The 13,612-nt window shown below is 62.8% G+C and carries 13 protein-coding genes; 11 read left to right on the forward strand and 2 right to left on the reverse strand.

The genetic code is table 11. The features are described 5' to 3' along the window. Nucleotides 1–3 precede the first annotated feature (3 nt). Nucleotides 4–1,434, reverse strand: coding sequence for an NAD(P)-binding domain-containing protein (locus tag V6765_RS04615; protein ID WP_448426868.1), 1,431 nt, complete (start codon nt 1,432–1,434; stop codon nt 4–6). Nucleotides 1,435–1,453: 19 nt separating this feature from the next. After that, nucleotides 1,454–2,473 (reverse strand): LysR family transcriptional regulator, encoded by a 1,020-nt coding sequence (locus V6765_RS04620; protein WP_448426870.1) that lies wholly within the window; start codon nt 2,471–2,473, stop codon nt 1,454–1,456. 72 nt (nt 2,474–2,545) lie between these two features. Between V6765_RS04620 and V6765_RS04625 the strand changes: the two genes are divergently transcribed. From V6765_RS04625 to cysQ, 11 genes are all read left to right on the forward strand, one after another. Next, nucleotides 2,546–3,556, forward strand: a complete 1,011-nt coding sequence (locus tag V6765_RS04625) for a TRAP transporter substrate-binding protein (RefSeq protein ID WP_448426871.1) — start codon at nt 2,546–2,548, stop codon at nt 3,554–3,556. Between the two features lie 5 nt (nt 3,557–3,561). Then, nucleotides 3,562–4,083 (forward strand): TRAP transporter small permease, encoded by a 522-nt coding sequence (locus V6765_RS04630; protein ID WP_448426873.1) that lies wholly within the window; start codon nt 3,562–3,564, stop codon nt 4,081–4,083. Next, nucleotides 4,080–5,369 (forward strand): TRAP transporter large permease, encoded by a 1,290-nt coding sequence (locus V6765_RS04635; RefSeq protein WP_448426874.1) that lies wholly within the window; start codon nt 4,080–4,082, stop codon nt 5,367–5,369. The genes V6765_RS04630 and V6765_RS04635 overlap by 4 nt, the downstream gene beginning before the upstream one ends. Then, the gene (locus V6765_RS04640) at nt 5,366–5,854 is read left to right on the forward strand and encodes a CMD domain-containing protein (protein WP_448426876.1); all 489 of its coding nucleotides are present in this window, start codon (nt 5,366–5,368) and stop codon (nt 5,852–5,854) included. Before V6765_RS04635 ends, V6765_RS04640 begins: the two co-directional genes overlap by 4 nt. After that, nucleotides 5,851–6,438: a peroxidase-related enzyme gene (locus V6765_RS04645; RefSeq protein ID WP_448426878.1), complete on the forward strand. Its 588-nt coding sequence runs from the start codon at nt 5,851–5,853 to the stop codon at nt 6,436–6,438. The genes V6765_RS04640 and V6765_RS04645 overlap by 4 nt, the downstream gene beginning before the upstream one ends. After that, nucleotides 6,435–6,809 (forward strand): Rid family detoxifying hydrolase, encoded by a 375-nt coding sequence (locus V6765_RS04650; protein WP_448426879.1) that lies wholly within the window; start codon nt 6,435–6,437, stop codon nt 6,807–6,809. Before V6765_RS04645 ends, V6765_RS04650 begins: the two co-directional genes overlap by 4 nt. Further along, entirely contained in the window at nt 6,806–7,927 is a 1,122-nt protein-coding gene (locus V6765_RS04655) for a PLP-dependent cysteine synthase family protein (protein WP_448426880.1), read from the forward strand. Before V6765_RS04650 ends, V6765_RS04655 begins: the two co-directional genes overlap by 4 nt. A 242-nt stretch (nt 7,928–8,169) precedes the next feature. Next, nucleotides 8,170–9,516: an MATE family efflux transporter gene (locus tag V6765_RS04660; protein WP_448426881.1), complete on the forward strand. Its 1,347-nt coding sequence runs from the start codon at nt 8,170–8,172 to the stop codon at nt 9,514–9,516. A gap of 309 nt (nt 9,517–9,825) precedes the next feature. Next, on the forward strand, nt 9,826–10,725 hold the full coding sequence (cysD, locus tag V6765_RS04665) for a sulfate adenylyltransferase subunit CysD (RefSeq protein WP_448426883.1): 900 nt from the start codon (nt 9,826–9,828) through the stop codon (nt 10,723–10,725). Next, the gene (gene nodQ / locus V6765_RS04670; protein WP_448426884.1) at nt 10,725–12,617 is read left to right on the forward strand and encodes a bifunctional sulfate adenylyltransferase/adenylyl-sulfate kinase NodQ; all 1,893 of its coding nucleotides are present in this window, start codon (nt 10,725–10,727) and stop codon (nt 12,615–12,617) included. Before cysD ends, nodQ begins: the two co-directional genes overlap by 1 nt. 5 nt (nt 12,618–12,622) lie before the next feature. Next, a complete protein-coding gene (gene cysQ, locus V6765_RS04675) occupies nt 12,623–13,417 on the forward strand; it encodes a 3'(2'),5'-bisphosphate nucleotidase CysQ (RefSeq protein ID WP_448426886.1) in 795 nt (264 codons plus the stop codon). The last annotated feature ends 195 nt before the right edge of the window (nt 13,418–13,612 follow it).

Consider the following 13,612-nt stretch of genomic DNA (forward strand, 5'->3'; position numbering starts at 1 on the left):
AATTCAGGCGCTGACGGCGAGGTCGCTTGGAAGCCATTCCTCGCCGGTCATGTCGGGGCGGTCATAGTCACGGAACCGGGCGAGATGGAGGTCGGCATCCTCGGCCATGAAGGAGCGCACCAGACCGGAGGCCAGCCGGCGCGCGCCCTCGCTCGAGGCCGGTATGCCGGAGGTCACCTTGCCGTGGCTCGGAACCGAGGGGTAGGCAAAGCAGGTAAGCTTCGAAAGCGCCGGGCATGCGCCTTCGCGATTTTCGCGAAAGGAGAAATCGGGCGCGAGATAGGGATGGGCGGCGAGGCCCGGGTTTTCCGCCGCCTTCTCCGCGCCCATCACATCGCCCCAGGTCCGGATATGGGGGGCGAAGGCGGCAAGCTCCGGCCGTTCGCCAAGATCGATGCCGAAGCCGGTGGCGAAGATCGCGACATCGGCCTCAAGTGCGCCCTTCGGCGTGACGACACGGATGCCGTTCGCGGTTTCCTCTACCCCGGTCACCGGCGCGCCGACATGGAGGAAGGCGTTTTCGTGGCGCGCGACGCGCTCGACCGAATGCTTCGGCGGCGGCACGGGAAAGCGGTCGCCCTCGTTCATGATCTCCCATTTGATGGCATCGGGCAGGCCGAGATAGCCCGATGTCATGCCGCGCGAGCCGGTGCCCGTGAACTTGTCGATGACGGGAATGGCGGGACGCCGGACCAGCAGATCAAGCCGGGCGCAGCCCTCTTCCAGCGCGGTCGCAGCATTGTCCATCGCCGAAGCGCCGGCGCCGACGACGATCACGCGCTTGTCCTTCAACGTCTTCGTGTCGAAGACGTCGGCGGAATGATAGACCTTGCCTTTGGGGATGTGCCGCGCGACAGCGGGAAGGCGCGGCGCGCCCATGGCGTCGAGCCCGGTCGCGATCACTACCCGGCGGGCGAGAACCGCGCCTTGCGTGGTTGTCAGCCGGAGCAGTTGGCCCTCGGGCTCGATCCCGGAAACGTCGCAGTCGTTGACGATATCGGCCTCGGTCACCCGCGAAAACCAGTTCATGTAATCCATCCATAGGGTGCGCGGCGCAAGCTCCATGCGCTCCCAGGCCTCTTCGCCCCACTGCGCCTCGAACCAGGCGCGGAACGTGAGCGCGGGAATGCCCATGGCGGGCCCGGCCGCTTCCTTGACGGTGCGCAGCGTTTCCATGCGCGCATAGGTGACCCATGGCCCCTCCCGCCCCTTCGGCGCGCGGTCGAACAGGCGAACCTTGAAAATACCCTCCATCCGCAAGGCGAGATTGGCGGCAAGACCGCAGAGACCTGCGCCGATGATCGCCACATCCAGAACCTCGGCGCTGTCCGGACCGCCGGTCGCCGGCATCCACGCCTTGGGCGGCAGGTTCAAGAGGGTGCGTTGGCGTTCAAGTTCGGCTTCGAGAGCCGCAAGGCCAGAAGGGTGGGTCATGGGGTTTCAGTTCCTTGCATTACAGACTGGACCGTTCCAGCGTCCGCACGTCCGCGGGATCGTGGAACACGCAGTCCGGGATGGTCGTCTTGCAGGCAGCCTCGAATCCTGCCGCGAAAGAGAGAAGCTCGCCGGGAAGCACCCGGCCGGCGGCGCTGAACAGCCCCCAGATATAGGGCAGGCTGACCGAAAGCGGCCGGATCGTCACACCCTTTACGGGGATGCCGAACGCCGTGACCGGGTCGATAATGGCGATGCCGAGCCCGGCCCGCGCGGCCATCATCGCGTTGAGCGAGGAATTGGTGACGATCTCGCCGGCAGGCGTGATGTTTTGGCGCGCCAGCGCGCCGTTGATTTTCCCGCGAATGCGATAGGCATTGCCGACGGTCAACAGCCGCGCGGCGGAAAGCGCTTCGAGCGCAAGCGGCCCGTCCACATCAAAGGGGCCGCCTTCGGCAATGGCGGCGACCAGCCGGGATTCGCAGACCACCTTGGCCTCAAGCGTGGCATGTTCCAGCGGCAGGGCGGAAATGCCGAAATCCGCGGTGCGGCTGGTGACCGCGCGCGCCACATGCTCGGCATTCATGGTCTCGATATTGACCACGCCCGGCAGGTCCTCGCCCATGCGCGCCAGCGTGGGGCTCAAGAGCCCGCCGGCCATGGTCGGCGTGGCGGCGACATCGATGGCCGCGATCCGGCCTTCGCGAATGGCGGCGGCGCGTTCGCGGATCTGATGGAGGCCCGACATCAGCCGCTGTACCTCGCCATAGAACTGAAGCCCGCGCTCCGTCGGCGATATGCGCGGCCCGTTGCGATGAAACAGGGGAAAACCGACAGACTCTTCGAGTTCCTTGATCTGGCGTGTTACGGCAGGCTGGCCAATGCCCAGCTCACGGGCAGCCGCCGTCATCGAGCCGCAGGCCATGGCGGCCTGGAAGGCTTCGAGCGCTTTCACATCGGAAATTTTATCATTCGATATTGACATATTGAGCTCATCATTATCCATATAGAAGATATTGGCAAGTGCAGATTCAGCCATTCATGCGCCACGGGCCGCACGCCGCGATGGCGAGACCGGAAAACGGAACGATAAAAACAGAGGAATAGCAGCATGTCTTTGATAACACGCATCGCGGGCGCCGCGACGATTGCGATCGGAACCGTAATCCTGACACAGCCGGCAATGGCGGCCGATGTCTGGCGCCTGAGCTCGATGATGACGCCCGACAGTTTCGAAGGTAAGGCCTACCAGAAGTTCGCCGACCTGGTGTCGGAATACACCGATGGCGAGATCGAGGTGAAGATCTATCCCAACGAGCAGATCGGCTCGATGGATTCCGTCATCGAGCAGCTCAGCCAGGGCATCATCCAGCTTGCGCCGTCGAGCCTGTCCTTCATGTCGCGCTGGGAGGACAGCATCCGCTATGCCTCCGCGCCCTTCCTGTTCGACAATTACGATCAGTGGTCGGCCTTCATCGACGGCGACCTGTTCCAGTCCTGGCTCGGCGAAGTCGAGGAAAAGGCCAATATCACCGTGCTCGGCAGCATTCCGGAAATGCCGCGTGGCACGTTCCGCACGCTTCTTTCGACCAAGCCGGTCGAGTCCGTTGACGATATCAAGGGCCTGAAGATGCGCCAGTTCCAGGATCAGCTCGTGATCGACGCCTGGACCTATCTCGGCGCGGAAGTGCGTGTCCTGCCCTGGGGCGAAGTCTATGACGGCATCAATCGCGGCATCGTCGACGCCGTGACCTCCCCGGCGGAGCTGATCGAGTCCACCCGTTTTTATGAGGTCGCGCCTAACATCATCCGCACCGACGAATACCCGCAGGCGGTTGCCTGGATGATGAACGCCAAGGCCTGGGACAAGCTGACGCCTGAGCAGCAGGACGCCCTTGAGCGCGCCCACAGCGAAGCATCCGCCTATGCCCGCGAGCTTCTGGAAGAACAGGCGGCGACGCTGAAGAGCGATCTGGAAGCCAAGGATGGCGTGAGCGTCAACTTTGACTTCGACACCACGCAGTTCAGCGACAAAATGGCGGCCTTCTATCAGCAGCGCGCCGAAAACGGTGAACTGCCCGAAGGCCTGCTGGACGCCGTTCAGGCCGCAAAGCAAGAGTAAGCCCGATGCGCGCGCTTGACGGCATTCTTGACGCCATTGCCAGCCTCTTCAAGGGGCTGGTGACACTCTGTCTCGCCGTCATGGTGGCGCTGAACCTCTTCAATGTCGCTTTTCGCGCGGTGTTCGATCATGCCTTCGGCTGGATATTCTCGTGGACGCTGCTGTTGTTCATCTGGATGCTGCTGCTTGGCTTCTTCGTCTATATGCGCAACCGCCGCGACGTGGTTGTCGATATCTTCATGTCACGCCTGCCGCCGGTCGGCCGGCGGGTCGGCGGCATGTTCGCCTGCTTCGTCGGCATGGCCGTGATGGCTGCGATCCTGCGCGGCGCACCGGCGCTGATCTCGCTGCAGCGCGCGCCGATGGATGGCACCGGCCTGCCGATCTGGACCCAGTCGCTGCCGCTGTTCGTCTCCGCCTTGCTGGTATTCCTGCATTTCCTGCTGTCCTTCATTGAAATCGCCACCGGCCGGAGCGAAGCCTTTCCGCGCGACATCGAGCCGGTCGAAAAAGGAGCCGTCGAATGATCCTCGGCATCATCGTCATCGGCGGTTTCGTGCTGTTGATGCTTATCGGCGTTCCGGTGACCGTCGCCATCGGCGCTGGCGCCATCGTCGGGCTTTACTGGGCCGGGTTCGGCGATATGGGCATCGTTGTCCCCCAGCAGATTCTCGACGGCGCGGCAAAGCCGGCGCTGCTCGCGATCCCGTTCTTCGTGCTGGCCGGCAATCTGATGAACACCATTGGCCTGACCGACCGCATTTTCAATTTCTGCCTCGCGCTGATCGGCCATTTCCGCGCGGGTCTCGCCTATGTCAACGTCGTCGCCTCGCTTCTGTTCGCAGGCGTCTCGGGCGCTGCGACGGCGGATATTGCCGGCCTCGGTCAGCTTGAGGTCAAGGCGATGCGCGAGCGCGGCTACTCGCCCCAATTCTCCGCGGCGCTGACCGTCGCCACCTCGCTTGTCGGGCCAATCGTGCCGCCCTCGATCAGCCTGATCGTCTATGCCTGGCTTGCCAACCAGTCGGTGGCGCGGCTGTTTCTCGCCGGCATCATTCCCGGCATCCTCGTCGCGATTTCATTCATCCTCTATATCCGCGTGGTTTCGATCTGGACGCCGATGCCGCGTGAGAAACGCGCCAGCATGCGCGATATCCGCCGCGCCACGCTCGAGGGACTTCCGGCGTTGATCGCGCCCGCCATCATCTTGAGCGCCATCATCTTCGGCTTTGCCACGGCCACCGAAGCCGGCGTGATCGCCTGCGGTTATTCGCTGCTGATCGGCCTGTTCTATCGCACGGTCACCTGGAAGGGCGTGCGCGACGCGCTCACCGAAAGCGCGGTGCTTTCCTCGCTGATCATGATGATCATCGGCGTCTCCCAGATCATGGGCTGGCTGTTTGCCTTCGAACAGGTGCCGCAGGCCTTTGCCTCCGGCATTCTGGAGTCTATCAGCCAACCCTGGGTGTTCATGGCCTTCACCATCGTGCTGTTGGTCATCATCGGCTGTTTCATGGAGGCGACGCCGGCCAAGATCATTCTCCTGCCCCTGCTTCTGCCGGCCGCCGATGCCTTCGGCATCGACCGGGTGCAGTTCGGCATGGTGATCACCCTTGCCCTGCTGTTGGGCATCGCCACGCCGCCTCTCGGCGTCGGGCTCTATCTGATGTCGGCTGTTTCGGGCGTACGCTTCGAGAAGCTGGCGATTTCTATCCTGCCACTGCTGATCCCGCCGATCGTCGTGCTGATCCTGCTCGCATCCGTGCCGGAAATCACGCTCTGGCTCCCCAATCTCATCATGGGACCGCAATGACCATACACCATGCCCGGCCCGACGCGCTCGACCGCGCTGGCGGCCTTGCCGAGGGCGGCGAGATCTTCGATCTTCGCGCGCTTCGCCCCGAATTCCTGAACGGCGCGGAAGACTGCCGAGCGGCCGTTCTCGCGCCCGAAAACGATCTCGGCCTGTCGCCGGCGCTGCGTGCGGCGATCGCCCGGCGGGTGGCGTTGACCGCGGACAATGAAAAGCTGCTCGCCGAATATCCGGTGCCGGAAGATGAGACCCTGGCCACGCTTTCCCGCGGCGAGATGCCGGAAGACGGCCGCCTTGCCGCCATCGCCGTTCATGCCGACATGATCGCCGCCAATCCGGGCGCAAGCACGCGCGAAAGCCTCGATGCGCTGCTTGAGGCCGGGCTGACCGTGCCGCAGGTGATCGCGCTGTCCGAGCTTCTGGCCTTTGTCTGCTTCCAGATCAGGGTCGCCCACGGTCTGCATCTTCTGGAGACGACCGCATGAGCGCTCTGGGTTCCATCCGCATCAAGCCGCTCACCTGGCATCCGCATCTGCCGCCGGTCGAGATCGAGGACGCCACGCCCGAGCAACTGGAGGCGATGAAGGTGACGCCATCGGCGAAGAAGGTTTCGCCCTATGTGCGCACGCTCGCCCATGATCCGGAAAGCTATGTCGCGCGCACCACGCTGTTCAACGCGATCATGTATGCCGAAGGCGGGTTGCCCCGCGCCGACCGCGAACTCGGGGCGCTGGCCGCATCCCAGGTCAATGGCTGCCGCTACTGCGCCAATGTCCACGCGCGTCAGCATATTCGCCTCTCCGGCAGCTCTGCCGTGATCGCCGCGCTGTGGAGGGAAGACCGCGAGGCGCTCTCCGCCCGCGACGCCGCAATTGTCGATTTTGCCGAAGCGCTGACGGCGACACCGCCCAGCGCTGACAAAAGCCATATCGCGGCGCTGAAGGCCGCAGGGCTCGAACCGTTCGAGATCATCGACCTCATTCATGCAATTGCTATATTCGGTTGGGCCAACCGGCTGATGCACCCGCTCGGCCATTCGGATAATGAAGAAAAGAGGACGTCGCCATGAAAGCCATCGCCACCGACAAGGCGCCTGCCGCCATCGGCCCCTACAGCCAGGCCGTGCGCCATGGCGATCTTTTGTTCGTATCCGGCCAGCTTCCGATTGATCCGGCAACCGGCGCCTTCGTGGAAGGCGGCGCGGTGGAGCAGATGCGGCAATGCCTGAAGAATATCGCGGCGATCGCCGCGGAAGCCGGCGCCGACCTTTCGAAAACGATCAAGACCACCGTGCTTCTGACCGACCTTTCCGGTTTCGCCGACGTCAATGAAGAATACGGCAAGGCCTTTGCCGAGCCGTTCCCGGCGCGCGCCTGCTACGAAGTCTCGGCCCTTCCCAAGGGGGCGATGGTCGAAGTTGAGGCGGTGATCGCGCTATGAGCGGCGAGAGCCTTCTGACCGACGGTCTGGACGTCGCGCTGCCGGCCTGTGCCGAGCGCGCCTGGGCGCGCCGCGCCATCGGGCTTTTGCAGGGCGACGCCCGCCGCTCCGCCGACACCCATCTGATCAAGCCGGTCTTTCCCGGCCTCACAGGGCTTTCGGTCTATCTGAAGGATGAAAGCACGCACCCGACCGGCAGCCTGAAACACCGCCTCGCCCGCTCGCTGGTGCTTTACGGCATCTGCAACGGCCATATCCGCGAGGGCACCACGCTGGTCGAGGCATCCTCAGGCTCGACGGCGGTGTCGGAAGCCTATTTCGCCCGCATCTTGCATCTGCCCTTCATCGCGGTGATGCCGCGCACGACGTCGCGCCAGAAGATCGAGGCGATCGAGCGCTTCGGCGGCCAGTGCCATCTGGTCGAGCGCTCCGGCGAGGTCTATGAGGCGGCGCAGAAGATCGCGAACGAAACCGGCGGCCACTATCTCGACCAGTTCACCTTCGCCGAGCGCGCCACCGACTGGCGCGGCAACAACAATATCGCCGAGAGCATTTTCGCGCAGATGGAAAACGAGGAGCATCCAACGCCCGAGTGGGTGGTGATGAGCGCGGGCACCGGCGGCACCTCTGCCACGATCGGCCGCTATATCCGCTACCGCAATTTGCCGACGCGGCTCTGCGTGGTCGATGTCGAGAACTCGGTGTTCTACGACAGCTATGTCAGCGGCGACCGCACCGTCAGCCGCGATGACGGCTCCAGGATCGAGGGCATCGGCAGGCCGCGCGTCGAACCCTCCTTCCTGCCGACGGTGATCGACCATATGATCCGGGTTCCCGACGCCGCATCGCTGGCAGCCATGCATGTTCTCTCGAAACGCATCTTCCGCCAGGTCGGCGGCTCGACGGGCACCAATTTCTTCGGCCTCTGCCGCATCGCGGCGCAGATGATGCACGAACAGCGCGAAGGCTCGCTCGTCACCCTGATCTGCGACAGTGGGGCGCGCTATGCCGATACCTATTACAACCCCGACTGGCTAAAGGAAAACGGCCTCGATATCGCGCCCTATGTCGACCAGCTCGAACGCTTCCTCGATAGCGGAGAATTGCGCGAAGCATGAGTCGCGCCTTTCTCGATGGGTGCGGAGGAGGAGGTGATAGGTCTGCGCGCCGTGACATAGCGGCGTTCATGGACATGTTTCCTTCGGCCGGGGCTCGTGGCTTGCCTGATCTTGACTGTCACTATCGACAGAAACCGGCCGACGGCTATCGCTCTTGACGCGCTGGAGATTCTCGCCCTAATCCAGGGACACATCTTTCACGCCGGACCAGCCGGCGCCTCATGTTTCAGGGACAGCTTATTGTGGAGACTACCGCCGGTCGGGTTTCGCGCCCCTTTCAGGTCACGCACCGGCAGGTCCTCACGATCGCGCTGCCGATGATGATCGCGCATTTCTCGACGCCGCTGGTGAGCCTTGCCGCGACCGGCGTGGTCGGCCAGTTGCGTGACGAGGTGCTGATCGGCGGCGTGGCGCTGGCGGCCGTCATCTTCGATGTCCTGTTTACGACCTTCAACTTTCTCCGCGGCGCGACGACGGGCTTCACCGCGCAGGCCGTTGGCGCGGACGACCGTCGCCAGGAACAACGCATGCTGCTCGGCGGCATCCTGATCGCGCTTTCGGCAGGCCTGCTCATTCTCCTACTGCACGTGCCGATCGGCCATCTGGGCCTGGCTGCGCTCGATGCCGACGGCGCGGTGGGCGACGCGGCCTGGACCTATTATGCCTGGCGGGTGTGGTCGGCGCCGTTCGCGCTGTTCAATTTCGTGGTGTTCGGCTGGGTGATCGGCCGCGGCGAGGCGATGACGGCGCTGCTTCTGCAGGTGGTGTTGAACGCGCTGAACCTGTTTCTGGCCTTCGCCTTCGTGTTGTGGCTTGGCTACGGGCTGGCGGGCGCGGGAGCCGCAAGCCTGATCGCCGAGGGTATGACGGCCGTGATCGGCGCGATCCTGATCCTGAGGCGCACCGACCGAAAGCTTTGGGAATGGCCTGACCTTTTCGCTCTTAAGCGGATGTTCTCGGTCAACCGCGACATGATGATCCGCTCCTTTGCGCTGCTGATCGGGCTTTCCTTCTTCACCCGCCAGTCGGGCGTGCTGGGCACCGATATCCTGGCCGCCAATACAGTGCTGCTGCGTTACTATTTCCTCGGCGTCGCCTTCCTGGACGGATTCGCCACCGCTGCGGAACAGCTCGCCGGCCGCGCGGTTGGCGCGTTCTATCGCCCGGCCTTCGATCGCGTCATCAGGCTCACCACGCTCTGGGGCGTGGCGATGGCGCTGGCGGTATCGACCGTCTTCTTCCTCACCGGCCCAATGGTTGTGGCGCTGATCGCGCCGATCCCCGAGACGCAGGCGCTCGCCCACACCTACCTGCCCTATGCCGCGATCATGCCGCTCGTCGGCGTCATCGCGTTCCAGATGGACGGCGTGTTCATCGGCGCCACATGGTCGCGCGAGATGCGCACGCTGATGTTGGCGTCGCTGGCCTTCTACTTCGCGGCCTGGGTCGTGCTGCAGCCGCTGTTCGGCAATCACGGTCTATGGGTCGCGATGCTGCTGTTTCAGGGCGCGCGCTCGGTCTTCTTCCGGCTGACGCTGCCGAAACTGGCGGACCGGACCTTTTCTCCTGCGGGCGCGCTGCGCCACTAAGCCGGCTCAGGCAAACGGGAATTGGATTGACGGAAGCCTGTTCGTTTTCTGTTTCTCAAGCCTCATCGCCGGTCCCTTGTGCAAGCCGCCTGATTATCGGCCCGGAGGCAAGCCAGCTGGAGTGGCCGGGATTTCTGCCTGAGGCCAGGGAAGGTCCCGTAGCCGCGTTTCCGGAGGGCCGATGTGTAGGATATTTTTCCAAAAACCCCGGGATCAAGGGTCAAATTGACATTTACTTATGCCACTGAATCTTTATCCATAGGCCAAATTTAGCAAATTCAGCTTCATTCATATTATAGGGAAAATTCAATGGCCCTTACCCATTTGCAGAGACTGGAGGCGGAATCGATTCATATCTTCCGCGAGGTCGCGGCAAGTTTCTCCAGACCGGTGATGCTCTATTCGATCGGCAAGGATTCGTCGGTGATGATGCATCTGGCGATGAAGGCGTTCTATCCGGCAAAGCCGCCCTTTCCGTTTCTCCATGTCGACACCACCTGGAAGTTCCAGGCGATGTACGATTTCCGGCAGAAGATGGCCGACGATCTCGGCATAGACCTGCTCGTTCACGTCAACCCGGAAGGCGTTGAGGAAGGCATCAACCCTTTCGATCATGGTTCCAATACCCATACCCATATCTGGAAGACGGTGGGGCTGAGGCAGGCGCTCGACAAATACGGCTTCGACGCCGCCTTTGGCGGCGCGCGGCGCGACGAGGAGAAGTCGCGGGCCAAGGAACGGATCTTCTCGTTCCGCAATGCGCAGCATGCCTGGGACCCCAAGAACCAGCGCCCGGAAATGTGGAAGACCTACAATACCCGCGTCGGCAAGGGCGAATCGATCCGCGTCTTTCCGCTGTCGAACTGGACCGAGCTCGACATCTGGCAGTATATCATGAAGGAGAATATCCCGATCGTGCCGCTGTATTTTGCCGCCAAACGACCGGTGGTGGAGCGTGACGGCGCGCTGATCATGGTCGATGATGATCGCATGCCGATCGGCCCGGATGAGGCCGTGACGGAGAAGATGGTGCGTTTCCGCACGCTCGGTTGCTACCCGCTGACGGGCGCGGTCGAATCCGACGCCAGCGACCTGCAGGCGATCGTGCGCGAGATGCTGACCGCCAGAACCTCGGAGCGTCAGGGACGGATGATCGACAAGGACGAAGCCGGGTCGATGGAAAAGAAGAAGCGCGAGGGGTATTTCTGATGGTCGAGGATGTTTCCGGCGACATGATTGCCTATCTGGCTGATCAGGAACAGAAATCCCTGTTGCGCTTTCTGACCTGCGGCTCCGTCGATGACGGCAAGTCGACCCTGATCGGTCGCCTGCTCTACGACACCAAGCTGATCTTCGAGGACCAGCTTGCCTCGCTTGAACGCGACAGCGCCCGCCACGGCACGACCGGCGAGGACATCGACTTCGCGCTTCTGGTCGACGGGCTGGAATCCGAGCGCGAGCAGGGCATCACCATCGATGTGGCCTATCGTTTCTTCGCGACCGCCAAGCGCAAGTTCATCGTCGCCGATACCCCCGGCCACGAGGAATATACCCGCAATATGGCCACCGGCGCCTCGACCGCCGATCTCGCCATCGTGCTGGTCGACAGCCGTCAGGGCATTCTGCCGCAGACCCGCCGGCATTCCTTCATTGCCTCGCTGCTAGGCATTCGCCATATCGTGGTCGCGATCAACAAGATCGACCTCATGGACTATTCCCAGGAGGTCTATGACCGGATCGTCGCCGACTATCTGGAATTCGCAAAAGATCTCGGCTTCGAGACGATCGTGCCGATCCCGATCTCCGCGCGCTACGGCGACAACGTCACTCTGCCGTCAGTGAACATGCCATGGTACATGGGGCCGGCCCTTCTGGACCATCTCGAAACGGTCCCGGTCGAATCCGATCTCGCGGACAAGCCGTTCCGGATGCCGGTGCAGCTCGTGACCCGCCCGAACCTCAATTTCCGCGGGTTTGCCGGGCAGATCGCATCCGGCCGGGTGGCTGTGGGAGATCGGGTTACGGTCGCCAAGTCCGGGAAGAGCTCGACGATCCGCCAGATCGTCACCATGGACGGCGATCTTGAGAGCGCCGAGGCGGGGCAGGCGGTCACGCTCGCCCTGGAGGACGAGATCGAGGTCTCGCGCGGCAATATTCTGGTGGCGCCCGGTGAGCGGCCGAACGTTGCCGATCAGTTTCAGGCGAAGATCATCTGGTTCGATGCGGATGCGATGATCCCGGGCCGTTCCTATATTCTGCGCACCGAGGCCGACCAGACGCCGGCGACGATCACCGCCCTCAAATATCAGGTGAATATCAACAGTTTCGCCCATGAGGCGGCCAAAGCGCTCCACATGAACGAGGTCGGGGTGTGCAACATCTCGACCCAGGCGCCGATCGTGTTCGATGCCTATGGGGACAACCGCACCACCGGCAATTTCGTCATCATCGATCGGATATCCAACAAGACCGTTGGCGCCGGCATGATCGATTTTGCGCTGCGCCGGGCGCAGAATGTCCACTGGCAGGCGGTCGAGGTCAACAAGAAGGCGCATGCCGATCTGAAGGCGCAGACGCCGGCGGTGCTGTGGTTCACCGGGCTTTCTGGCTCGGGCAAGTCGACGGTCGCCAACGCGCTGGAAAAGATCCTCCACGCCAAGGGCAAGCACACCTATCTTCTTGACGGCGACAATATCCGCCACGGCCTCAACCGCGATCTCGGTTTCACCGCGGAAGACCGGGTCGAGAATATCCGCCGCGTGGCCGAGGTGGCCCGGCTCATGGCAGATGCCGGGCTGATCGTGCTGGTGTCGTTCATCTCGCCCTTCCGCTCCGAACGGCGGCTGGCGCGTGAGATGATGGAAGACGGCGAGTTCATCGAGATTTTCATCGATACCCCGATCGAGGTCTGCGCCGAGCGTGACCCCAAGGGTCTCTACAAGAAGGCGCAGGCCGGCGAGATCGCCAATTTCACCGGCATTTCCTCGCCCTATGAGCCGCCGGAAAACGCCGAGCTTCACCTCCACACCGTCGGCCATGAGCCATTTGAACTTGCGAGCCGGATCGAGGATTTCCTCGCGAGCCGGGAAAAAGGGGAGTGAGCGCCATGGCCGATATGCAGCAGGTCTTTCTCGATGCGGCGCTTGAAGCGGGCAGGGCGATCATGTCGATCTACGAGAACGGCATAGACGTGACCTACAAGGCGGATCACTCGCCGGTGACGGCGGCCGATGAACAGGCCGAGGCGATCATCCTCGCCCATCTCGCGCGTTCATTTCCAGACATTCCGGTGATTGCCGAGGAGAGCGTTGCGGCCGGCGTGGTGCCGGATATCACCGGCAAAGCCTTCTTCCTTGTCGACCCGCTCGACGGTACAAAGGAATTCATCAACAGGCGCGAGGATTTCACCGTCAATATCGCGCTTGTTGAAAACGGCGTGCCGGTTGCGGGCATCGTCTATGCGCCGGCCAAGGGCGTGGCCTACCGCACCATCGCCGGCGGCGCGGAGAAGCTGATCGTGACCGATGGCGTCGTCGCGCGATCCGAAGCGATAAGATGCCGGCCCAGGGGCGAGGTTCTGACCGCGGTTGCCAGCCGATCGCACAACAGTCCGGAGACCGAGGATTTCATGCGGAAAATCGGCGTGTCCGATTTCACCTCGGTAGGCTCATCGCTGAAATTCTGCCTTCTGGCGGAAGGCGCTGCCGATGTCTATCCCCGTTTCGGACGCACCATGGAATGGGATACCGCCGCCGGCGATGCCATCCTGCGCGCCGCCGGTGGCACGACGGAGTGCGCGAACAATACGATTTTTGTATATGGCAAGACGCGGCAGGCTGAGGACAGCGACTTTGCCAATCCGCCCTTTATCGGATGGGCCCATCCAGTCTCACGTCGGTAAACTTCAAGAAATCTGTGGCGGAAGACTAAACGGCGGCGCTGCGGAGCGTACCCGCTTCATACAAGGTGGCTCTTCGGCCTCTCTCGGTCGCGGGCAGACACTCTGCTTCCATCGCTTGTCGTGCCTATATCGCAGCGATTGGCATCGGCATTGATCTGAAGCCAAAAAGACAGCCTTGGCTGTTGCGAATTTGCA

The organism is Martelella sp. FOR1707 (assembly GCF_053484265.1).

Coding starts and splice junctions, on each gene's coding strand:
- V6765_RS04615 (WP_448426868.1), bottom strand. CDS start 1,434: ATGACCCACCCTTCTGGCCTTGCGGCTCTCGAAGCCGAACTTGAACGC.
- V6765_RS04620 (WP_448426870.1), bottom strand. CDS start 2,473: ATGGCTGAATCTGCACTTGCCAATATCTTCTATATGGATAATGATGAG.
- V6765_RS04625 (WP_448426871.1), top strand. CDS start 2,546: ATGTCTTTGATAACACGCATCGCGGGCGCCGCGACGATTGCGATCGGA.
- V6765_RS04630 (WP_448426873.1), top strand. CDS start 3,562: ATGCGCGCGCTTGACGGCATTCTTGACGCCATTGCCAGCCTCTTCAAG.
- V6765_RS04635 (WP_448426874.1), top strand. CDS start 4,080: ATGATCCTCGGCATCATCGTCATCGGCGGTTTCGTGCTGTTGATGCTT.
- V6765_RS04640 (WP_448426876.1), top strand. CDS start 5,366: ATGACCATACACCATGCCCGGCCCGACGCGCTCGACCGCGCTGGCGGC.
- V6765_RS04645 (WP_448426878.1), top strand. CDS start 5,851: ATGAGCGCTCTGGGTTCCATCCGCATCAAGCCGCTCACCTGGCATCCG.
- V6765_RS04650 (WP_448426879.1), top strand. CDS start 6,435: ATGAAAGCCATCGCCACCGACAAGGCGCCTGCCGCCATCGGCCCCTAC.
- V6765_RS04655 (WP_448426880.1), top strand. CDS start 6,806: ATGAGCGGCGAGAGCCTTCTGACCGACGGTCTGGACGTCGCGCTGCCG.
- cysD (WP_448426883.1), top strand. CDS start 9,826: ATGGCCCTTACCCATTTGCAGAGACTGGAGGCGGAATCGATTCATATC.
- nodQ (WP_448426884.1), top strand. CDS start 10,725: ATGGTCGAGGATGTTTCCGGCGACATGATTGCCTATCTGGCTGATCAG.
- cysQ (WP_448426886.1), top strand. CDS start 12,623: ATGGCCGATATGCAGCAGGTCTTTCTCGATGCGGCGCTTGAAGCGGGC.